The organism is Kitasatospora sp. GP82, assembly GCF_029892105.1.
In the GTDB taxonomy this organism is placed as follows: Bacteria; Actinomycetota; Actinomycetes; order Streptomycetales; family Streptomycetaceae; genus Kitasatospora.
The window spans coordinates 131,452-152,872 of record NZ_JARZAJ010000020.1; the positions used below are offsets into that span (position 1 = coordinate 131,452).

The window sequence follows — 21,421 nt, forward strand, 5'->3', positions numbered from 1 at the left end:
GACGCTCCGCCAGATCAGCCGAAGATCCGACCCGCTTCTGCTGCTACTGAATGCGGTCCAGGAGAGCGGCCGGGACGGCGCTCACCACGCTTCTGTGGACGATCACGTAATTCCCCGCGTCTGCGGTCACGTAATTCCCCGCGTCTGCGGTCACGTAATTCCCCAGGTACTGGCCCTGGCTCGGCGCGTCACCACTCTCACCATGCCTTGGGCCGAGAGTGGTCACCGCCCTCGATCTCCTCGGGCCAGTTGATGGGACCGCAGTCCGTCCGCCGCAGAATCCCGGGGTCCGGCGGGTACTTCTCGTTCGGTGGCCCTGACCAGTAGGCCCGCCGTGTGCGGGGAATGGGCACCTCCACCAGCCTGCCGTCGTGGAGCATCCACAGGCCGAAGCAGTCGTCCTCCTCGTCGTGGATCAGCACCTGCACGCTTTCCGGCATGGGCCAGGGCAGCGACTCCAGATACTTCAGCAGACCGGATCGCGGCCGCACGTGATCAAACTCGACGAACCACCCATAGATGCTCCCCCCTAGCGGGGCGAACCTCCCGTCCCAGGTGCGCTCGGGATCCGGCCGCATCAGGGGCTCCATGACCTCCTCTGCCCAAAGTGCCAGCACGATGACCTCGGCGTTTCTGCCCATGCTGGAGTATCGCCGCCCGCCATGGCCCCGCAGCAACTGGTTTCCACCGGCGGTCAGACGTCGAGACGGCGACACCTCAGCGAACCCACCTTCCTCCACGGTGATCGCCGGGGCATGACCTTCTTGATCGACGGCTTGTCGGTCCTGTCGGCGGGGTTCTTGGGTCGCTTTGTTCGGCCGGTAGCTGGGGCCGTTCATGATGACCTGGTGGCTGGTGTTGATCAGCCGGTCCAGGAGCGACTCGGCGACGACGGGGTTGGGGAAGAGTGGATACCAGTCGCTGGGCGCCCGGTTGCTGGTGATGATCAGGGACCGTCCCTGTCGCTCGCTGACCAGCTCGTAGAGGTCGTCGGCCTGGGCGGCTGTGAGCTGGCGCATGGCGAAGTCTCGCCGTAGACAATCGGCTGCGCGGCGGTAAGGAAGGCGAACTCAAGGGCATGGTTCACGGTGAGATTTGAAAGCTCGAGGTCCTCGGGGCAGTTAAGCTCTCGCCTCACGTAGTCCTGGCGGAGCTGGTGATCATCGTCGTAGCCGTACCCGGTGAGCATTCTGTCCCCCTCCGGGCTGTTGTGGCCGATCGGCCGCTCTGTCCTCCTTGACGGCCCGAGAGGAGAGCCAGTGACCGGCCGGTTGTGTTTTCAACAGGTCGAATGAGGTTCTGACTCAGCTTCCGTGAACCGGTCACAATCCGTAAGGTCGAAGGGGTATGGCACGGCCCACGCCGCGTGCCCGCGCATCCGAGCCGGGTCGCCGGGGAAGCAGCTGTCCCACTCCTCCCGTGCCGCCGCCCACGTCGGCCCGGACCCTGCTCAAGGTCTGCCTGCGCGACCGGGGCCAGGCCGTGGTCTTCGGCTACGAGAAGCACTTGGTCCGACCGACCTGTCGAGCCGAAAATCGCCGGATGAGCGATGATCAGAACACTGCCAACGAGCAACAGCGGCGCCGTGCGGCCCGCAACGCCTGCAAGCGGTTCCTCTCCGGCGAGCGTCTCCTCGGCATCCGGGAGCGGCTCACCGCACTCGCCGCCCTGGACGGGCTGGACGTCGAGCCCTACCGCTACGGCAGCGACGGGCCGGTGCGGCAGCTGGAGGAGCTGGCCGCCGCGCTGCTCGGCACCGAGGACGCGGTGTTCTTCCCCACCGGCACCATGGCCCAGCAGGTCGCGCTGCGCTACGGCGCCGAGCTGACTGGCCGTCCGGCCGTCGCACTGCACCCGCTCAGCCACCTGAAGCGGCACGCCTACACTCAGCTCACCGGCCTGCGCGGCCTGTGGCCCACCACCGAGCAGCGGCTGCCGACCGCCGAGGAACTCGGCGCGCTGGGCGAGCCGTTCGGCACCCTGGCAATCGAACTCCCGCTGCGCGACCCCGGTTATCTGCTGCCGAGCTGGGAGGAGCTGGTCGAGCTCACCGCGGTGGCCCACGCGGCCGGCGCCCGGGTGCACTTCGATGGCGCCCGGCTGTGGAACACAACAACCCATTTAGGCAGTCAGCTTGACGAGATATCGGCGCTCGCCGACAACGTCTACGTCTCCTTCTACAAGGACCTCCGCGGCATCAGCGGCGCCGCACTGGCCGGTGACGCGGCGCTCACCGCCTACGCCCGCGCCTGGCGTCACCGCTACGGCGGCACGCTCTACCAGCAGTGGCCGGCCACGCTCGCCGCGCTCGCCGGTTTGGACACCGTCCTGCCCAAGCTGCCTGACTTCGCCCGCCACGCCGCGACCCTCGCCCCGGCCCTGGCCGCGCTCCCTGGCGCCCGGATCCACCCCGCCGTCCCGCCTACCCATGAGTTCCAGCTCTGGCTCCCGCACCCCGCAAAGGCGCTGAACGTCGCCCACCTGGCCCTCGTCGAGCAGGAGCGGACGTGGTTCATCTCGCACTGGACCGACGCCGCACCCGGCCTGGCGATGGCGGAGGTGAGCCTCACCGGCCCTGCGCTGGAGTGGACGGCGGACGAGGTGACCCAGGTCGGGCTGCGCTTCCTGGAGCTGGCCGCCGCTTCCGCACATTAGGCGCGAAGAACGCGCTTACCTGACGACCACCATGCGCGTTGATGCCGCGGCTTCGCTGCCGCCCTGATGCACCGTCCGGGGCCCCTCGTGCTGCGTCCCTGAGAGGCTCAGCCCGGAGGAGCAGGCGTCGTTTCCGACGCAGACGAGCAAACTGCTTGGCCGAGCCCGAGCCCCGAGGGGCTATTCGATCGTGAACCGGTAGACCCTCGAACCCCGGGCTTGGAAACCAGCACGCTCGTAGAGACGATTCGCAGCCTCGCGTGATGGGCGGGACGTCAGGTCAACGGTTCGAGCGCCTGCGTCCTTCGCCAGGCGAAGTGCCTCATCGGTCAGGGCCGCGCCGACTCCGTGGCCACGCGCGGCGGCATCGACAACGACGTCCTCGATGCGCGCCCGCAGGCCGGATGGCAGCGGGGAGAGGACCAACGTCAGCGCGCCTACGATCGCTCCGTCGAGCCGGGCGATCAGCAGCGTATTCGAGTTGCACGCCACCATCCGGGCGACCGCGTCCTGGTCCAGGGGCTTGGCCGTCATCGACAACTGCGGCAGCAGGCTGGCGAATGCATCCACCAACTCGCCGTTCGTCTCGCGGACGACCTCAACGTCAAGGCTCATGCACCAGGACACTACCCCGAACTTCAGTGGCCGCAGCGGTGTTCGGCTTCGGCGATCTGCGGAGGGATTCGGTGCCGGTCTCGATCAGGGTGAAGCAGAAGGTCAACCAGACGGCGATAGCTTCGCAGAGCCGAGGTGATCACGACCCCACCACCTCACGGGCTGTGACCAGATCACGGAACCTGAGCCAGAACCTCGGTTCACCCGTCGCCGAGAACTCGTCCCGCAGTTGACTGCTCCCCGCGCCCGCGGGGATGGTCCCAACCCGGAGCCGGACCTGTGGACCCCGGAGGACTGCTTCCCGCGCCCGCGAGGATATAGCTCCGATTTGACGCCTGACACCTCACCACCTGAGTGTCGTCCATCTGAGGCAGGCTGACCCTGTGTTGGGCTGGTGGGGATAACGGTTGGGCAATCCCCGGGCGAACCGGGCGTGGCTGGTGGGAGTGTAGCGCGGACCAGTCCCGTGATCACAGGAGTGTCGCCGTGACCGACTTCCAGCCCCAGCCGCAGTGGGTTCCGCCGCAGCCAGCGCCGCGCCCGTCGAAGCGGAAGAACGCGGCGATCGGTTGCGGCGCCATGGTGGCGGGTGTGGCCGGCCTGGTGGTGCTCGGGGCGATCGTCGGGCCTCCGAAGAAGGAGCAGACGCAGAGCGTGGCTGGCGCCGCACCAGGCAGTCCGGCGGTGAACGTTTCGCCGAGCACAGCGCCCAGCACACCCGCCTCCGCCCCTGCTGCCACTCCGGCACAGACCGCAACGCCCGCCGCCAGCTCCAGTGCCAAGCCCGGCACCCCACCCACCGCGCCGCTGGTCGTCCCCTCCTCCACCGGGAAGGCCTCCGCCACGGACCGGAAGGCAGCCGCCGCGATCCTCAAAGCCAACGACCAGCACTACCGGGAACTGGTCGACCAGGGCGCGGCGCTGATCGGCAGCTCCGGCTACCAGGACTGGTACCAGCACTCGTTCAACGACACCAGCGACATGGACGCGTTCAAGCAGGCCGACGCGCACTTCACAGCGGACAACGAACCAGATGCGCTCAGCGACTGGCGGGACGACAACGGCAACGGCGCCAGCGCCTTGTGGCGGCTCGCCGCCGACGGCCTCGGCCCGGAGACCACCGACCAGACGCGGGCTGATGTCGCCGAGGCCCGGCAGGCCCTGGAGAAGGCGGACGCGGACGCCGACCGGATCGCCGCTGGCTGACCGGTCGGGCAGATCACCTTCGCAGGTTGAGAAGCTGCTAACCGGGGTGGTGCGGTCGGCATAGCATCTGGCCATGGCTGCGAATGCGGAAGTATCGGATGAGGTCGCCCAGAGCAGAGGTCTGCTCCCCGCGCCCGCGGGGACGGTCCCGCCCCCGTCCGGTCTCATGTCCGCTCACTCCTCTGCTCCCCGCGCCCGCGGGGATGGTCCCCAGCTGGGCCAGCGTCGGCACCCTCGGTGGGGTGGGCGAACGGGCCGGTGATCTGCAGGACGGCGCCGGCGTTGCGCGCTGCCCGTCGCCAGTCGCGGGTGACGGGCAGCAGGCCGGTGAACCACGGCAGGCCGCCGGACCAGGTGACCTGGAGCCACTGGTGCTGGGCGTCGAGTACGGCGGTCCAGCCCGGGTGCGGCTGGGCCCAACCCTCCGGTTCGCGCTGGCAGGCCCGGCCGTCGGCGGCGAGCACCGGCAAGGCCAGCTGGCCGTGGGGCTGCGGGTAGGTGACGGCGGGCCGGTCGTGGATTAGCTCCGGCCACGCCGTCAGGCCGAGGTAGGCGGCGAGGGTGCTGTCCGCGCCCGGTTACTTCCCCTCGTTCGCCTCCTCCAGCACGGCGGCCAGGCGGTCCGCGACTTCGGCCGAGCAGCCGCCGAGCTCCACGAAGCCGCGTTCCATCACGGGGTAACCGCCGACGGTCGGGGTACTGTGCGCAGCCTGCTCGGGTCCGACGATGCCGGACCACCGCATGTGGAGGCCGTAACCGGTGGTCCGGGACTGGCTGGTCTCCCTCTTTGGCAGATCGAGGACCTCGCGCAGCACCGCCTCCACCAGGACAACAGGGCGTCTGCCTCGCCGCGGCCGTCCGGCAGCGGCCCCGTATGCGATTTTCCGGGCCCTGGACCGGACGGCCTGCAGGGCGACCCTGGCTAGGTCCGTACCTTCGGGGCCCGGACCGGCCCGGTGGTGCTGCGGCATCGGGCGACACTATCGCGTCCCTGTGATGGCCTTCATGCGGTTCCGCCCCGGACGAAGCGACGGGGCGCGACGTTTTCAGTGCGCAGCGCACGGGCCGCAACCAGGGCGGCGTAGTGCGAGGCGAGGAGGCGCGGGTTGTCGGCGCTGGCGGCGGTACGGGACGGGGTAGCCGGATCATCGGCCGCAAAATCAACGGATTTGGCTGACCTGGGGCGATGCGCTGATCACTCCACCGGCCGGGTGGGCCGAGGCAGTTCAGGCGTACTCGTCGCCTCGGCGAGCACGACGCGGCCGCCCTTCAGCTCGGGGACGGCCCGTGAGGAGGATCGGAACGGCCAGCAGTGACAGCGGGCCTCCGCGGGGCGTGGGGAGCTGAGCCGGCAGGCACCCTTGACAGGGTTCACGACGGTGGAAGACTGCGACAGGGCCGCCACGCGGCGGCCCGCCTCGGAGAAACGGGGGATCCTGTGAAGAAGATCAGCCGGATAGCGCGCGTCGCCGTGGTGGGGGCGCTGGCGCTGGGCGGCGTCGTGGCGGGCACGAGCAACGCTTCGGCGGCGACCGGCAACTGGGGCTGCCGCTCCGACAACACGGGCAGCTTCGCCAATGAGGGCAACGGTATCCACCTGGACTCCTGCGCCGAGGACCAGTGGGGCGGCGGCGGGAGTGGCTTCTACGCCCGCATCGCCGTCACGCTCGACCCTGGCAGCCCGAGCGTCTTCCCGTGCGCGCAGCTGTGGAAGTCGGACGGCTTCGGCGGCTGGTCCGAAGCGCACGACTACGGCTGCATGGGCTGGTACGGACCGGGCACCAACGACGCCATCTGGATCAGCGACAACGGCCAGAACTACAACCCTGGCAGCGGCGCGTACGTGGTGCGTGTGGGCTTCTGGGCCACCATTAACGGCCACTACGGCTATTACGGCGACGTGGAGTCGCCGGTCAGCTCGGTGTGGTGACCGCGAACGGCTTGTAGCGGGATGGACGAGAGCCCCCGCACCTCTTGAGTGGGGTGGACTGCCGACAGCAGTCCACCCCACCGGCGTCCGGTACACCAGCGCAGCGATTGCCGGTGAGACTGACCTTTGCCACTGGCCAGCACCTGGGTCCGGTCGAGGCGCATCTCCAGGAGGCGATGACGCCTGTGGGCCAGGATTCTTCTCCCTGAGTTGGAGGCGAACTCACGGGTCGATCCCCCCGAGCACAGCATCCGACCCGCGAGTTCCTGCTGAAACACCTTCAGTTGTCTCGAACCCACGGGGCTCAGCGGATCCAGTACTGGTAGGAGCTGTTGTTCGACTGGTCCGCATCCATGCTCCGTGCTCTCGGATCCGTCACGGTTCGTAGCGGTCAAGCCGGTGGGAATGGAAAACCCAGTCGCCGTTGACACAAGGTTCCTGAAACCCTGGCCGTCATGACCCCGGACCCCGTCGACCAGGCTCGACGTCTCGCGTGTGACCGTTTCCCCGATGCGCTTGCTGCGATCCTTGCCGGGTCGACGGCTGCGGGGCGAGCCACTGCCGGCAGTGACCTGGACATCGCAGTGCTCATCGGAGACGGCGGCGAGACCTGCCGGGAGACGATCCGGTTCGAGGGACGTGTTGTCGAGCTCTTCATCCACACCCGTGCCGGTCTCGTGGACCTCTTCGCAGCGGACGTTGCCGCACGTCGCGCGGTCCTGCAGAGCATGTATGCCACCGGTCTCGTCCTGCTCGACACGAATGGTGAGGCCGGACGCGCCCGTGCCCTGGCCGAGGCGGACCTCCGCGAGGGTCCGCCGTCGCTGGAACCAGAGACGGTCGAAACGAAGAGGTATGGGCTGACGGACACTCTGGACGATCTCGCCGACGCGGGCGACCAGATCGAGCGCCTTGCGGTGGCCGGTTTCGTTCTCAACGCTGCAGCCGATCTGCTCTGCGACTACCACCACGCGTGGATCGGCGGTGGGAAGTGGCTGCCGCGGCGCCTTCTGGAAGCGGACGCAGAGCGTGGGGCCGCCCTGCTCGAAGGGCACCTGCACCTGTGTGAGTCGGGAGACCCGGGACTCATGATCGACGCGGCATCAGGGATTCTCAACCTGGTCGGCGGGCCTCTTCGCGAGGGCTATCGCAGGACCTGGTGCGGTGTCATCGAATCGGTTGCGGCTGCCTCCGGGCGTTGACGGGCTGAGGCCGGTGACGGCGTCGGTGGCCATCGAGTGTGGTCGCCGGGAGCATAGTGCTTCCAGGTTCCTCCGGCTTCCGCGGCGATCGCCTCGGCGTGGACGGAGTGGTAGCCGAGCATCCCGGCGACCACGGAAGGTGGGGCCTGGAGGTGGAGTTGGCGCATGGCGGCGGTGCGGCCGTGCAGGGCGGATGCCCGCAGCGGCGAGCCTCCCGCGGAGGGTCGAGGGGTCGAGAGGCTGTCCGGCCCTGTGCCCGGGGAAGAGCCAGGTGCTGTTCGGCTGGGTGGCGAGGTGGTCGAGGAGCATGCCGGCGAATTCGCCGACCTGACCGGCATGCACCGCCACACCGCGATCCGCTGGGTCGCCTACGCCAGACGCAACTTGGCCGAGTACCTCGCGGCACGCGCCGAGGAACAAGGTCGGGGTGTTCACAATTAGTGCCTGTTCCTGGAGGTGGCCTGTCAGAACTGATGCACTTTCAGATGACGGGTCAGGTCTCCGGTTCGCGGCTCTGAGCACGTCAGCAGGTGGGCGCGTAGCGGTGGGCGGCGCAACCGTCTCGGGAGGGGGCCCGCCAGCACTGCCCCCGTTCGAGTTGGGCGGGGTGGCTCGGTAGGGTCGTGAGTCATGACTGCGTCAGAGCCCACCATTCTCGCCACCTCTGGTGGTCACCGCGTTGGAGACCGCACCAGGGTGGCCTTCGATGCTCTCGTACACCACGCGGTCGATCTGTCAGGTGTCCATGGACGCCGTCCTCGGGTCATGTACGTCGGAACGGCGATCGGCGACGCCGAGCATTTCACTGCACGCATGACCGAGGCCGCTCGAGTCGCCGGGTTCGACCTGACGCCACTTCAGCTCTTCCCCATGCCGAACGTCGAGGACGTCGAGGGCGCCGTCCTCGATCAGGACGTCGTCTGGGTCATGGGCGGTTCGGTGGCGAACCTACTGGCAGTGTGGCGCGTCCACGGGCTCGACATGATCCTCCGACGCGCCTGGGAGGCCGGCGTCGTGCTCAGCGGTGTCAGCGCGGGATCGATCTGCTGGTTCCAGGGCGGCCCCACCGACTCCTTCGGACCTGAACTGCGGCCGCTCACCAACGCACTCGGCCTGCTGCCCTACGGCAACGCTGTCCACTACGACAGTGACAAGGGACGACGCCCGCTGATTCACAGGCTCGTCGCAGACGGCACCTTGCCCGTCTCGCATTGCACTGACGACGGGGTGGGCCTGGTCTACCGCGGAACCGAGCTGGTCGAAGCCGTCACAGAGGCGGCAGGAAAGGGCGCCTACGTCGTCGTGCGCGACGGTGAATCGGCCGTCGAGGAGCGCGTTGAACCCCGCTGGCTACCTTCACCGCGGCGCTAGAGACACGGCCAGGGCCGCCTACAGCGGCGCCCGCGCTCCGCCGCCAGCTAGCCATGGCTTCAATGTCGACTATGACCAGTAGCGCCGGAATTGTCGACGACGGGGGTGCCGCTTAGCCCTTGATCAGCGGGTCGTAGGGCTCATCCTCCGGCGTGAAGATCCAGGATGAAGTCCTTGCCTGCCTCGGTCGCGACCTCGCATAGGCGGGTCAGGACGTCGGCCTCGGTGGGAAGGTCAAGGCCGAGCGCGGCGGCCGCACGGTCCCGCCGAACTGCCAGGTCAGGTATGTCCTCCAGGTACTCGGCAGCCAGCTCACCGCTCTCCTCCGCAGTGAACGCTCGGCAGTCGCGCCACCAGGGCGCGACCAGGAGGAGTCGCAGGAGTTCTGGCAGGCCGATCGCGACCAGAGCCGCGCCGCCTTCGGAGTCCGCGTACAGGACCGGACGTTCCTCCCCACCAGCGCCGCAGAAGAAGTACGTGCCCCCGGCTCCATCACCCGCGAAGCCCTCCAGCGCCGCGCCCGACGCGAGGTGGACGTCCTCGCTAGGGTCTCCCCGGTCTAGGTCAAAGTCACCCGGCCAGGCCAGGAAATGGGCAGCATCGTCGTGTTCGTAGATGGCGGTGATCAGCGATTGCATGCGCCGCGCCTTAGCGACCGGGAACGACACTCACGCGCCACGGTTTTCGGAGATCGCGGACAGCGGTAGCCCCCTGGCGGTTGAGGCCTGCCAAGCTCGCACTGATTACTCAGCTCGACGCCCCATCACGGCTCGGCCTGTGGACAAGTGACACTGACCGTGCGAGCTCACCAGCCCCACGTGTGGACGGTCACGTAATTCCCCAGGGCAAACGTCACGCAATTCCCCAGGTGTCCGGTGGGAACGTTGGCCGATGGGTGCCCAGGTCGTCCCGGCGTACTCGGGATCGGAGCGGCTTCATGCCGTCCGGCATTGCCTGTTCGGCCGACCGACACCCCTAAGCGGATAGATCATCCGATTGTGTGCTACGGTCCCCGCCAAGCGGATGAACAATCCGTATGACTGGGTGGAGGGGCACATGACGAAGACAGCTGTGGTCACGGCGGGGACGGCCGGCATCGGACTGGAGACGGCCCTGGGGCTGGCCGGCGCCGGGTTCTCAGTCACCGTGGTCGGACGCAACGCCGACCGGGGCGCCCAGGCCGTCGACCGAATCAACGCGACGAACCCGGCACACCCCGCACGGTTCCTGCCCGCCGATCTCGGCTCGCTCGACCAGGTGCGCGCGCTCGCCGACCGGATCGCCGCCGAGCGTGCCGCCTCTGGCGAACCGCTGACCGTGCTGGTCAACAACGTCGGGGCGATGTTCCCGCAGCGACGGACCCTGGATGGGATCGAAGCGTCGTTCGTCGTCAACCACCTCTCGCCGTACCTGCTGACGGAACTGCTGCTGCCCACGCTGACGGCCGGGGCGCCGAGCAGAATCGTGAACGTGACTTCGGGTGCGGTCGGGCTCGCGAAGCGGGCCTTCGACACCGTCGAGCCGCCCGGCGGCTACTACGGCTTCCACTGGTACGGCCGCGCCAAGCTCGCCAACCTCGCCTACACGCTCGACCTGGCCACCCGACTACAAGGCACGGCCGTCTCCGTCTTCGCGGCCGATCCCGGAGGCGCCGCGACCGACATGACCAACGGCACCCTGACCGACCCGAAGATCGTCTCACCAGCCCTGCGGCTGCTGTGGCCGCTGGTGCGCCGCAAGTTCGAACGCTCCACGTCGGGGCCGGCGTCCCTGGCTGCCCGACCCTCGATCGTCGCCGCCACCGACGACGCCCTTGCAGGCCGGACCGGCATCGTCATCGGAGCCCAGGCGCACCCGGTGCCGCCGTTCCGGACAGCGACCGACCCCCGCGTCGCTCAGGACGTGCGCCGGCTCAGCGAACGGCACGCACCTCTGACGACCAGCTGACCCGCCAGGCGGCGGGGGTACCGGCGGCGGCATCATCCGGATGGGTCATCCGATTAGCATGTCCCCCATGACGACGCCCCTACGCAAGGACGCGGCCCGCAACTGGGACCGGATCGTCGCTGTCGCCCGTGCCCTGGTCGACCAGGACATACCCCTGCAGCTGAACGACGTCGCCAGCCGCGCCGGAGTCGGCGTCGGCACCGTCTACCGGCACTTCGCCACCCCCGAGGCGCTGCTGGAGACCGTCGCCACTTCCTGCCTGGAAGCCCTGGCCGCCCACGGCCAGCAGGCGCTGGCTGACACCGACCCCTGGCGCGCGCTCGAAGGCTTCCTGTTCCGCACCGTCGAAGCGCAGGTCACCGACGCGTCCCTGGCCCCGGTCGCCGCCGCAGCCACCGACACCCTGCCGCGCACCACGGAACTCAAAAGGGCGCTTCAGTCGGTCGGCACAGCGCTCCTCGACCGGGCTCGCGACGCCGGAGCGGTCCGACGTGACCTGGCCGCCGCCGACCTCGTCCCGCTCATGTGCGGCATCGCCTACGCCGTCAACGTCCACGGCGGCACACCCGCCGACCGGATCGACACCGCACACCGCTACCTGGCCACACTTCTCGAAGGTCTGCGTGCCACGCCACAGCACGCGTGAGATCAGCACCCGCGCACCAACTGGGGTGATCCGGGCGGCCTCCGCCGGTGCCGGTGAGTCCGATCGCCTGCGGGAGATGGCTACTTGGCCCCCATGACCTGCATGACACACAGGGTCCGCAACCGCCGTCCCCCTGGGGAATCGTGATCACGAGGGTGGGGAATTCCGTGACGCGGCTGACCTGGGGCCGGTGGGGCCGTCGGGCGGTTGGGCGGCGCGGGCCAGGAAGGCGACGTGCAGGTCGCTGTGCCGGTAGATCAGGCTGCGGTGAACACCGGCCAGGCGCGCGACGGCGGACACGCTGATCGGCTGGCCGTCGCCGACCAGGTCGTCGAGGGCCTTGAGGACTCGGCGGCGCCGACGGGCGGAGTCGTCGGCGCGGGCCTGGGTGAGGGGGCTGGTCGGTGATGGCTGGCTCATGCGTCTCGGTCGAGTCGAAGACTGGCGGCGGGCGGCCTGACTGTGGGCATCCCCAGCTGGACGGTGCGGCTCTTGCGCAGGGTCGCAGTGGCCTCCCGGATCTCCTCGCGGTCCTCCAGCGTCAGGCTGTCGAGGTCGGTCTCGACTCTGCGGATGAGGTGCCGTAGCCGGTTGATCTCCTCGTCGGACGGGGTGGCTTCGGTACGGGCCCAGTCGTCCAATTCGCTCGCAGCGGCCAGGCGTTCCCGGTTCCGCAGCAGGGTATCCAGGTAGACCCGCAGATCGGGCAGATAGGACGGGTCCGTGCGGAAACGATCGCAGCCCAGGCAGCGGAACCGGAACGGGCAGGCGTGCCCGCCGGCCTTGACGTTGCCGGGTTCGACGCAGATGCCGAACGGGACGGCGACCTGCCTGATGCGCATCCGGGCGTGCCCGTGGTCCAGCAGGGCCTTGGCCTGGGCCCAGAGCCGGTTGCCGTTGCGGTCGAACTGGTGGGTGACGAGGCGATCAACCGCCTGACGGGTGCGTTTCTCTGTCACGCGTAATGGTGGAGTCGGGTACTGGAACTGTCCGAATACCCGCAGCCCGGAGCCCATGTACTGCTCCGGGTCTGGCATCAGGCGCGATGTGCGAACCTGCGAGGGGATCGGTCAGACCTGTTCGAAGTGGAACGCCTTGATGAAGCAGTCCCGGGGCTGAGCGACAGCGAAAAGGATGCATTCCACGAGTGATTGGGCTGTGAGGGCGTCCTTGGCCCCCCGCGGTGTGCTCTCCCACTCCTCGGAGAGCGGGTTGGCATTGTCGAAATCGGGTGGATAGAGCGAGATCACCCGCACTCCCTGCGGCCGCAGGCGCTTGGAGAGGACTTCGGCGAACCCCGCCTGGGCACTCTTGGCTGCGTAGAAGGCGTCGTGAGCGTGCGAGCGCTGGTGGCCGGCCGTCCCGCAGGCGGAGACCATGGTCACCACATCCGGCTTGTCGGAGTTGAACAGGAGAGGGAGGAAATTCTTCACGGTCAGGACGGTGCCGGTGGCGCCGGATGCGATGGTGTCGACGACATCGGCGTCGGAGGCCGACAGGAGGTCCGGCCCTTCGAGGTAGCGCGAGCCGTTGTTGATCAGTATGTCGACCCGGTCAGTATGCAGGGCGACATCGGAGGCGAAGTCGCGGATCGAGGCGGGGTCCGTCAGATCGCAGGCGAATGCGTGGACCTGATGGTGCCCTCGGTCGCGAATCTCGTCGCGGACGCACTCGGCGGCGGTGAGGCTGCGTGCGGAGAGAAAGACCTCGGCGCCGAGGTCCGCGAGTTGGATGGCCAGCGTTCGCCCGAAGTCGCGGCCAGCGGCTGTGACGACGACTCGGTGGTTGTCGAATCTCATGTCGATGCTCCTGATTCGTGGACGTGGATCGGATCTTGCGGTGAAGTGCGGCGGCTGACGTCGGCGGCGTAGGCGGCCCAGTCTCCGGCGGATGCCTTCTGCCGCTGGACGGCGACTTGGATGTGGATGCCGAGCATCCGCGCGAGGATCGCGGCGGGAGCTCGGTGGTGTCAATCCCCTGGGGCAGGACTCGGTCATGGTCCTTGACCAAGGCCGGTGAGGTCGTTCGGGTTGCGGTGGCAGGCTGGGCAACGCCGCAGGGCGGTGATCAGCGCGATCTGTAGGAAGGACACGACCTGATACAGACTCAGGGCGTGTCCTGCTCTTTTGGGTTGAGGCGCTGTTCCAGGCAGAACAGGTGCGCGGCTGACACCAGGGTGACGTGATGGTGGAATCCGCGGTAGGTCCGGCCCTCGTAGTCTCCCAGGCCCAGGGCCTGCTCCATCTCGCGGTAGTCGGTCTCGAACTCCACCGGCGGCAGCCCTGCGGCCGCACTGTGCCGGCGGCGCGGGTTGTAGAAGCCGCTGATCCAGGTCGCGATCTTCAGCCGGGCCTCGGTGCGGGTAGCGAATTGGTGCCGGCGGATGTACTCGACCTTGATCAGCGAGTTGAAGCTCTCCGCGGCGGCGCTGTCCAGCGCCGACCCCACGCGCCCCATGGACTGCACCACGCCCAACCGGTCACACGGCTCGTTGTACGCCGCCGTCGTGTACTCCCCAGCGGTCCGGATGGAAGATCACGCCATCCACAGCGCCGCCGCGCGCGGCGGCCGCCATCCACAGCGACGCGGCAACCAGGGCCGCGTCATGGTGGGCACCCATCGCATAGCCGAGCAGGCGGCGCGAGAACAGATCAATGACCGAGGCCAAGTACAACTTGCCTTCCCCGGTGTCGATTTCGGTCATACCGCCGGCCCAGAGCACGTTCGGCGAGACGGCATCGAAGTGACGGTGCACGAAGTCGGAGGCCGCTTTGCGCTTGCCCTGCCGGGTCAGCGAGCGGCGCCGGCGCGGCGGTCTGCGGCCCTGAAGTCCGAGGTCGGCCATGATCGCGGCGACGGTGTTCACCGAGACCTTCCATCCCTCGGCCCACAGGTCGAGCGTGATCCTCGGCGAGCCGTAGGTGTCGCCCGACCGGCGGGAGAAGTACGTGATCCTCTCCTCAAGTCGCACACGCCTGACCTCGCGCATCGTCGGCTCGGCCGGTCTGCGACGCCACTTGTAAAACCACGGCTCGGAGACTCCGAGTGCGCGGCAGGAGACGGTGTGCGGGATGCCGTGCCCGGTCCTCTGGTCGCTGATCATCCCGGCGAGCGCTACCGGGTCCGCCACAGCTACTTCACCCAAAGGACCATGCAGCGTTTGAGGACATCACGCTCCATCTCCAACTCCCGGACGCGTTTGGCCTGTTCGGCGGCCTGCCGCCGCAGCCGGGCCGGCTCGTCGCGCTCGGACTCGCCCAGCGTCCCGTCACCGCCGGCCTCCCGGCCTCCCGGTCTCGGCGACGATCCGCACAGCCCCCTCACGGAACTCCGCGTCGCACTTCCGCCTCTTGTCTGCCATGACTCCCAACTTCCCCTTCAGTCACGGCCTCTACGCTACAAGGGGGAAGGTCACATGTTTGCGGCCAGCACTGTTGATCCGCGTCGCTCCGCGCGCGGTAGGCCGCGATCGGGCGCCGGTACCTGGCATACGCAATCTCGGGGAAGCCGATAATACTTGGAGTGCCTCATCGGGACAGGACCAACCTCACAACTGGTCAGGGCATCGGACTGAACTACTGGCGACGGCGCCTGGGCTTGTCGAACACCCTGTCATCACCCCCTGCTCGCGGCACGCGGCTGCGAACGTCCTCTTCCGCCAGGCCCACCGACCAGTGTCGAGCCTGACGCGCGCCACCACCGCCCCGGTAGCCCAACTACCTTGCATGGCCCGCCCGATGGGCGGAGATCAGGTCGCGATACCAGCCATACGACGCCTTCGGCGTGCGGCGCTGCGTCTCGAAGTCGACATACACCAGACCGAATTTTTGCTCGAATCCCTCAGTGCGTCGAACACCCTGTCACTGTACTCGGACGGCAGACTCAGCACGCTCCGCCTTCCGAACGATCTACCAGCCCCGGGCCTCGGAACACTACGGGAGCACGGTTCGTGCGGCCGACGGATATCGAACAGATATTGGTGGTGGAAGCGGTTTGGCCAGGTAGGCGGCGTGAGATACCGTCGAACGGTTATGTACCGTCTGGCGTAGGGGGGCGCCTTGGCGATCGAGCTGCCTGACGAGGTGGTGTCGTTCCTGTCGTTCATCGGGATCAACTGGCCCACGGTGAATGAGGACAGGGTTCGCGAGTTCGCCTCGCACGTACGGGAGTTCGCCGACAACGTCGACGCGGTCCACCGCGACTCCACCGACACCGTCCAGCGACTGGGCGAGGACTACCAGGGCGCGTCGTACGAGGCCCTGGCCGCCAAGTGGGCGCAGATGTCGGACTCTCACATGAACGAGTTGGTCCAAGCCTGCCACGTCGTCGCCACTGCTCTCGACGCGGCGGCCGACGTCGTCGTGGCGATGAAGGTGGAGACGATCGCCGAGCTCGTGGTGATGGCCGCGGCGTTCGTGGCCGACCAGGCGGCAGCGGTGGCCACCCTCGGAGCCGCGGAGGCCGCGGTGGTGGCGATCGAGATGGCTGCGCGGAAGCTCGTCAACTACCTGGAACAGCAGTTGGAGCAGTACATCATCGGCCAGGTCGTCGAGGCGGCGATCGACCCGCTCGGGGAGGTGGTAAGCCGAGCCGTGAGCGGCCTGGTGTACGAGGCCGCCGAGGCGGCGCTCGGTGTGTCCGGGGGCGCCGATGGCTCCGGCGGCGGGTTCCGGATCGATCCGGGCGCGCTGGAGGCGCACGCGGAGATCATGCACCGGCAGGCCGAGACGGTCGCCGACCACGCCGAGATGTTCCGGTCGAGGATTGCGGGGGTGAGCTTCGAGTGAGCAACCAGATCGTCAGGGCCCTGGAGCATGGGGCGCAGAAGCTGGGTAAAACGCTGGCCGAGGATGCCGGTACGGCCGTGAAGGGCCTGTACCGCAAGACCGGCGACAACCTGAGGAAGGTTGCCAAGAACACCCGTGAGGTGGATGCCAAGCACGCGGAGGAGCTGACCAGGCTCCACCGGCGGGGCGACGGTGGCGAGTCCGGCCTTTCCCACCGCGGCGGTGCTGGCAGGCACTCCGGTGCCCCGTCCGGGACCGGGCGCTCCGGAAATCCGCAGTCGCCCCGGCTCCGTGACGGTGCGAGCGAACCGCGGAAGACGGCGGTCCCGCCGTCGAAGCGCACCTGCCGCAGCGACCCGATCGACGTCGCCTCGGGAGAGATGCTGCTTCAGCACGAGGACGTGAATCTTCCCGGGACACTGCCGCTGATGCTCGGCCGGACCCATCTCTCGACGTACCGCTACGGCGGTTGGTTCGGCCCGTCCTGGGCGTCGACGCTGGACCAGCGGGTCGAGCTCGACGGCGACGGCGTCGTGTTCGCCACCGAGGACGGGATGCTGTTGGTGTACCCCGTGCCGACGCCCGGTGAGCAGACGCTGCCCGTCGAAGGTCCCCGGTTCCCCTTGGAGTGGGAGCCGCACGCCGGCACCGAGATCCGGATCAGCGACCCGGTCCGCGGCCTGACCTGGCACTTCGACCAACCCGTAGTGGACGACGGCGGCCACGGACCGCACGGGGCCCGCTCGCATGTGCCGTTGCGGGCGATCACCGACCGCAACGGCAACCGGATCGACGTCGACTACTCCGAGCGGGGTGTGCCGGTCGAGGTCCGGCACAGCGGCGGCTACCGGATCGCGATCGACTCCGAGGGCGCCCGGATCACCGGACTGCGCCTGCTCGGCGCAGCCGGTGACGAGCTCTCGGGTGTGCGGCTGGCCGGGTTCCAGTACGACGGCAACAACAATCTCTCAGGTGTCGTCGACGCCGCCGACGCGCCGCTGCGCTTCACCTATGACGAGGCCGGGCGGATCACCTCCTGGACCGACCGCAACCAGCACCGCTACCGCTACCTCTACGACCGCGCGGGTCGGTGTGTGCAGACCCGCGGCGACGGCGGCTTCCTGGACGCGGTGTTCGCCTACGACAACGATCGCAGGACCACCACCGTCCGCGACTCACTCGGTCACATGACGGTCTACCAGCTGAACGACCTGGGTCAGGTCATCACCGAGACCGATGCCCTCGGCGGGGTCGCCACCTCCCTGTGGGACCGCCATGACCTGCTGCTTTCCCGCACCGATCCGCTGGGGCGGACGACGTCCTACAGCTACGACGTCGACGGCAACCTGGCCGCCGTGACGCTGGCCGACGGCACGGTCACCTCGGTCGTCCACAACGACCTTCGGCAGCCCGTCCAGGTCGTCGAGCCCGATGGCTCGGTGTGGCGCTACGAGTACGACGAGCGCGGCAACCTGCTGGCCGTCGCCGACCCGGCGGGAGCGGAGACCCGCTACGCCTACGGCGAGCTCGGTGAGCTGGCCGCCGTCAGCGACGCCACGGGCCGGACCACGGTGTTCGGGACCGATGCCGCCGGCCTGGTCGTCTCGATCACCGACGCCGACGGGTCCGTCAGCACCTGCGTCCGCGACGCGTTCGGCAACCCGCAGACCCTCACCGACGCGCTCGGCGGCGTCATCACCTGCGGCTGGACCGTCGACGGTCGGCCTGCCTGGCGGACGTCCCCCGAGGGCCGTACCGAGTGGTGGAAGTACGACGCCGAGGGCAACCTCCTCGAACACATCGACGAGACGGGCGCCTCGGAGCGCTTCGAGTACACGTTCTTCGACCGGGTCTCCGCCCGCACCGGAGCCGACGGAGCCCGGTACGAGTTCGAGTACGACACCGAGCTCAGGGTGCTCGGCGTCACCAACCCTCATCGCCTGCATTGGAGTTACGAGTACGACGCGGTCGGTCGGCTGGTCGCCGAGCGGGACTTCAACGGTCGGGCCGTGCGGTACGTGGTCGACGCGGCCGGTGAGCTTCTCAGTCGGACCAACGGCGCGGGCCAAACCGTCCGGTACCGCCGGGATGCCGTCGGTCGCACGCTGGAACAGGACGCCGACGGCGTGCTCACCACGTTCTCCTACGACCCGGTCGGTCGACTGCTGCGCACCTCCGGGCCCGGTGTCGAACTGTCCGTCGACTACGACGCAGCGAAGCGGCCGGTGGCGGAGACCTGCAACGGCCTGACGCTGGCGCACGCATACGACTGGTCGGGCAGGCGGACCGCCCGCCGTACACCCGATGGCGCTGAGAGCTCCTGGTCCTACGGCCCGAACGGGCGGATCGATTCCCTGACGGCCGGTCAGCGCTCACTGAGCTTCGGATACGACCGGGCAGGCCGCGAGGTGTCACGTCGGCTCGGTGCCCTGACGCTGCACCAGGCATGGGACGGCGCGGACAGGCTCGTCGAGCAGCACGTCAGCGTCACGGTCGACACATCGCCTCGGACCCTGCAGCGCCGGACTTTCGGCTATCGGTCGGACGGCTACCTCACGAGCATCACCGACAGTCGCAGCGGCTCCCGGAGCTTCTCCCTGGACGCGGCCGGCCGGGTCACCGCGGTCACCGGCGAGAACTGGCGCGAGGCCTATGCCTACGACGGCGCCGGCAACCTGGCTGCGGCCGACTGGCCGGCGTCCGATCCGACCCGGTCAGATGCCGTCGGCGACCGGAGCTACACCGGTGCCCTGCTCCAGCGCGCCGGACGCGTCGGCTACGAGTACGACGGGCAGGGCCGACTGATCCGTCAGACCCGGCGACTGCTCTCCGGTGGAAGCCGGGTCTGGCAGTACGAATGGGACGCCGACGACCGCCTGATCGCGCTCACCACTCCCCACGGCGACGTCTGGCGCTACTTGTACGACCCCTTCGGCCGACGAGTGGCCAAGGTCCGGATGACGCCGGACGGCACGGGCGTGGTCGAGCGGACCGTCTTCGTCTGGGACGGCACCGTCCTCGCGGAGCAGGCCCGCACCGACCTCCGAACCGGCACCGTGCAGGTCACCACTTGGGACTGGGACCAGGACCACCACCGGGTGCTCACCCAGACGGTCAGCCTGCGGGACGCCTCGCAGCGCGAGGTGGACCGGCGGTTCTACGCCATCGTCACGGACCTGGTCGGCACCCCGACTGAGCTCGTCGACGAGCAGGGGACGGTCGCCTGGCGTTCCCGGACGACCCTGTGGGGCGACGTCCTGGCCGCTCAGGAGGACATGGCGGACTGCCCGCTGCGCTTCCCGGGCCAGTATCTGGACCGCGAGAGCGACCTGCACTACAACCTCTACCGCTACTACGACCCGCAGACTGCCCGCTATCTGAGTCCCGATCCGCTCGGCCTGGAGCCCGCGCCCGACCCGTACGCGTACGTCGGCAACCCGCTGGCCGAGACCGACCCGCTGGGACTGGCGAAGAAGCCCAAGTGCGAGATCATCATCCGCTACGGCAGTGAGGCCGAGGCCAAGCAGTCCCTGGCCGCCAACGACGGCAAGGGTGGGCTCGTCCCGAAGTTCAAGCCGCACGACAGGCAGCCGAAGTGGATCGCGCGGGCGGACGCCGACCTCAGCGCCGGGAACCTCGGCCAGGCCAAGCACTACACGCACAAGATGGAGTTCCGCTGCAAGCCCGGGACGTACGACTGGCTCAAGCAGTGGGAGACCAAGCCCACCAACGAGCCCGGCCGTTTCGAGCTGCCCGCGGGCGAGATCGAACGGTTCAACAAGCGCGTCGAGGAGACCACCGTCACCAAGGTCGAGCGCGGCAACGCCGGCAAGCGGAGGCGGCGGTGAGGCCGGCAGCGCGACAGCGGATGATGGTATGGCCATGGTGACTCGAGGAGGATGCACACAGTGACGCAGCAGACCGCGCGGCCCCGGTTCAAGTTCGCCCTGTTCGGGCTCGGCGATCGCTGGGAGTCCGGCGCCGAGCAGCTCGGCGCCGAGGTGGCGGCGGGACTGCTCGCCTTCGGCCCGGAGACAGCCGCCCTCGCGGCGGCGGCCGGACAACTCGCTGTCTCGGTCGAGGAGGACGCGTTCGGACGACGGAACTTCGGGCTCTGTCTGAGGGACTACGACGTACGCCTGGCGGAGATCGTCTGGCTCGCGGACGGCCGGGATGTCCCGGAACAGGTGAAACAGCAATGGCCGAACCTGACCCAGCAGGAATGGGACTGCGCGCTCCGGGTGGCCAAACTGGTGCTGTCGGCGCTGGGGTCACCCTCGATCCAGAACGACAAGGCGCTCCCGAATCCCGCACGGGCCCGGTTCCGAGCCGCGCTGTCGGCCGTGGGCGACCGCCCTGGGACGGCCCCGGAGGAGCTCGCCCGGAACGTGACGGGTGGACTGCTGGCCTTCGGATCGGAGACTCCCGATAACCTTGCCGCTGCGGAGCAGCTCGACGTCTCGGTCGAGCAGGACGAGAACGGCTGGAACGTCGGTCTCTGCATGAGACGATCTGGACTCCGCCTGTCGCGCCTCCTCAGGAGTGCGGTCGGCAGCCCTGTGCCGCAGCAGATGCTGGAGGACCTCCCGGACCTCGTCCAGGAGGACTGGGACACCGTGCTCACGGTCACCACGGCGATCCTGGCAGCACTCGAGTCCGATCCGGTCTGAGGTTCCCCCGAGGTGCGGAAGGTTGCCGGACATGACCTGATGGGTCGTGAGAAGGGAGCCTCTGCCATGGCTGCACCGATGAAGTATCCGCCCGAGTTGCGGCAGCGAGCCGTTGCCGCGTACCGGGCCGCCGACCCGAAGCCGGTGATCCGGCAGATGGCCCGGGACCTCGGCGTGCACCACGAGGCCCTGCGCAACTGGATCCGCCAGGACGAGGCCGACCGCGGCGAGCGCGACGACCGGGTGACCACCGCCGAGAAGGAGGAACTGGCCGCTCTGCGCAAGGAGAACGCCGAACTCCGCCGGTCCTGCGAGATCCTCAAGGCCGCCTCGGCTTTTTTCGCCCAGGAGCTCGACCCGACCCGGCGACGGTACTGAAGCTCATCGACGAG

22 protein-coding genes and 3 pseudogenes are annotated in these 21,421 nt (G+C 68.7%); 12 read left to right on the plus strand and 13 right to left on the minus strand.

The features are described from left to right. Nucleotides 1-197: 197 nt before the first annotated feature. The gene (locus P3T39_RS22265) at nt 198-1,019 is read right to left on the minus strand and encodes an ATP-binding protein (RefSeq protein ID WP_280700235.1); all 822 of its coding nucleotides are present in this window, start codon (nt 1,017-1,019) and stop codon (nt 198-200) included. A 523-nt stretch (nt 1,020-1,542) separates the two neighbouring features. On the opposite strand from P3T39_RS22265, the gene P3T39_RS22270 reads away from it, so the two are divergent. Next, on the plus strand, nt 1,543-2,655 hold the full coding sequence (locus P3T39_RS22270) for a beta-eliminating lyase-related protein (protein ID WP_280700236.1): 1,113 nt from the start codon (nt 1,543-1,545) through the stop codon (nt 2,653-2,655). Between the two features lie 180 nt (nt 2,656-2,835). Here the strand turns inward: P3T39_RS22270 and P3T39_RS22275 are convergent, their stop codons facing one another. Continuing rightward, entirely contained in the window at nt 2,836-3,270 is a 435-nt protein-coding gene (locus tag P3T39_RS22275) for a GNAT family N-acetyltransferase (protein ID WP_280700237.1), read from the minus strand. A gap of 486 nt (nt 3,271-3,756) precedes the next feature. On the opposite strand from P3T39_RS22275, the gene P3T39_RS22280 reads away from it, so the two are divergent. Next, entirely contained in the window at nt 3,757-4,476 is a 720-nt protein-coding gene (locus tag P3T39_RS22280; RefSeq protein WP_280700238.1) for a hypothetical protein, read from the plus strand. 164 nt (nt 4,477-4,640) lie between these two features. Here the strand turns inward: P3T39_RS22280 and P3T39_RS22285 are convergent, their stop codons facing one another. Both P3T39_RS22285 and P3T39_RS22290 read right to left on the minus strand, forming a co-directional pair. Then, nucleotides 4,641-4,946 carry a hypothetical protein gene (locus tag P3T39_RS22285; protein WP_280700239.1) on the minus strand — a complete coding sequence of 102 codons (306 nt, stop codon included), beginning with the start codon at nt 4,944-4,946 and terminating at the stop codon, nt 4,641-4,643. A 108-nt stretch (nt 4,947-5,054) separates the two neighbouring features. Further along, the gene (locus tag P3T39_RS22290) at nt 5,055-5,300 is read right to left on the minus strand and encodes a hypothetical protein (protein ID WP_280700240.1); all 246 of its coding nucleotides are present in this window, start codon (nt 5,298-5,300) and stop codon (nt 5,055-5,057) included. Nucleotides 5,301-5,914: 614 nt separating this feature from the next. Here P3T39_RS22290 and P3T39_RS22295 point away from each other — a divergent pair. From P3T39_RS22295 to P3T39_RS22310, 4 genes are all read left to right on the plus strand, one after another. Beyond that, nucleotides 5,915-6,406: a hypothetical protein gene (locus P3T39_RS22295; protein ID WP_280700241.1), complete on the plus strand. Its 492-nt coding sequence runs from the start codon at nt 5,915-5,917 to the stop codon at nt 6,404-6,406. 455 nt (nt 6,407-6,861) lie between these two features. Beyond that, entirely contained in the window at nt 6,862-7,608 is a 747-nt protein-coding gene (locus P3T39_RS22300; RefSeq protein WP_280700242.1) for a nucleotidyltransferase domain-containing protein, read from the plus strand. Between the two features lie 294 nt (nt 7,609-7,902). Further along, a complete protein-coding gene (locus P3T39_RS22305) occupies nt 7,903-8,049 on the plus strand; it encodes a hypothetical protein (RefSeq protein WP_280700243.1) in 147 nt (48 codons plus the stop codon). A 189-nt stretch (nt 8,050-8,238) separates the two neighbouring features. Next, nucleotides 8,239-8,979 (plus strand): peptidase E, encoded by a 741-nt coding sequence (locus tag P3T39_RS22310; RefSeq protein ID WP_280700244.1) that lies wholly within the window; start codon nt 8,239-8,241, stop codon nt 8,977-8,979. 140 nt (nt 8,980-9,119) lie between these two features. Here P3T39_RS22310 and P3T39_RS22315 read toward each other — a convergent pair whose 3' ends face one another. Continuing rightward, nucleotides 9,120-9,617 (minus strand): hypothetical protein, encoded by a 498-nt coding sequence (locus tag P3T39_RS22315; protein ID WP_280700245.1) that lies wholly within the window; start codon nt 9,615-9,617, stop codon nt 9,120-9,122. Nucleotides 9,618-10,035: 418 nt separating this feature from the next. Here P3T39_RS22315 and P3T39_RS22320 point away from each other — a divergent pair, with 418 nt between their 5' ends. After that, on the plus strand, nt 10,036-10,926 hold the full coding sequence (locus P3T39_RS22320; RefSeq protein ID WP_280700246.1) for an SDR family NAD(P)-dependent oxidoreductase: 891 nt from the start codon (nt 10,036-10,038) through the stop codon (nt 10,924-10,926). A gap of 67 nt (nt 10,927-10,993) precedes the next feature. Next, entirely contained in the window at nt 10,994-11,572 is a 579-nt protein-coding gene (locus P3T39_RS22325; protein ID WP_280700247.1) for a TetR/AcrR family transcriptional regulator, read from the plus strand. A 147-nt stretch (nt 11,573-11,719) separates the two neighbouring features. Here the strand turns inward: P3T39_RS22325 and P3T39_RS22330 are convergent, their stop codons facing one another. From P3T39_RS22330 to P3T39_RS22365, 8 genes and pseudogenes are all read right to left on the minus strand, one after another. Beyond that, nucleotides 11,720-11,992 (minus strand): hypothetical protein, encoded by a 273-nt coding sequence (locus tag P3T39_RS22330; protein WP_280700248.1) that lies wholly within the window; start codon nt 11,990-11,992, stop codon nt 11,720-11,722. Then, entirely contained in the window at nt 11,989-12,531 is a 543-nt protein-coding gene (locus P3T39_RS22335; protein ID WP_280700249.1) for a hypothetical protein, read from the minus strand. The genes P3T39_RS22330 and P3T39_RS22335 overlap by 4 nt, the downstream gene beginning before the upstream one ends. A 111-nt stretch (nt 12,532-12,642) precedes the next feature. Next, nucleotides 12,643-13,371: an SDR family oxidoreductase gene (locus P3T39_RS22340; RefSeq protein ID WP_280700250.1), complete on the minus strand. Its 729-nt coding sequence runs from the start codon at nt 13,369-13,371 to the stop codon at nt 12,643-12,645. A gap of 307 nt (nt 13,372-13,678) precedes the next feature. Then, a pseudogene (locus tag P3T39_RS22345) lies at nt 13,679-13,834 on the minus strand (IS701 family transposase); the annotation flags it as partial. 6 nt (nt 13,835-13,840) lie between these two features. After that, nucleotides 13,841-14,041, minus strand: a pseudogene (locus P3T39_RS22350) (integrase core domain-containing protein); the annotation flags it as partial. 10 nt (nt 14,042-14,051) lie between these two features. Further along, complete coding sequence (locus P3T39_RS22355; protein WP_280700251.1) at nt 14,052-14,702, minus strand: DDE-type integrase/transposase/recombinase; 651 nt, start codon at nt 14,700-14,702, stop codon at nt 14,052-14,054. A gap of 2 nt (nt 14,703-14,704) precedes the next feature. Further along, entirely contained in the window at nt 14,705-14,896 is a 192-nt protein-coding gene (locus P3T39_RS22360) for a hypothetical protein (RefSeq protein WP_280700252.1), read from the minus strand. Nucleotides 14,897-15,288: 392 nt separating this feature from the next. Next, nucleotides 15,289-15,414, minus strand: a pseudogene (locus P3T39_RS22365) (family 1 glycosylhydrolase); the annotation flags it as partial. Nucleotides 15,415-15,630: 216 nt separating this feature from the next. On the opposite strand from P3T39_RS22365, the gene P3T39_RS22370 reads away from it, so the two are divergent. The 4 genes from P3T39_RS22370 (at nt 15,631) to P3T39_RS22385 (ending at nt 21,407) form a co-directional block, all read left to right on the plus strand. After that, nucleotides 15,631-16,359 (plus strand): WXG100 family type VII secretion target, encoded by a 729-nt coding sequence (locus tag P3T39_RS22370; protein WP_280700253.1) that lies wholly within the window; start codon nt 15,631-15,633, stop codon nt 16,357-16,359. Then, on the plus strand, nt 16,356-20,207 hold the full coding sequence (locus P3T39_RS22375) for an RHS repeat-associated core domain-containing protein (RefSeq protein WP_280700254.1): 3,852 nt from the start codon (nt 16,356-16,358) through the stop codon (nt 20,205-20,207). The genes P3T39_RS22370 and P3T39_RS22375 overlap by 4 nt, the downstream gene beginning before the upstream one ends. Nucleotides 20,208-20,267: 60 nt before the next feature. Beyond that, nucleotides 20,268-21,029 carry a hypothetical protein gene (locus P3T39_RS22380; RefSeq protein WP_280700255.1) on the plus strand — a complete coding sequence of 254 codons (762 nt, stop codon included), beginning with the start codon at nt 20,268-20,270 and terminating at the stop codon, nt 21,027-21,029. A gap of 66 nt (nt 21,030-21,095) precedes the next feature. After that, a complete protein-coding gene (locus tag P3T39_RS22385) occupies nt 21,096-21,407 on the plus strand; it encodes a transposase (protein ID WP_280700256.1) in 312 nt (103 codons plus the stop codon). The last annotated feature ends 14 nt before the right edge of the window (nt 21,408-21,421 follow it).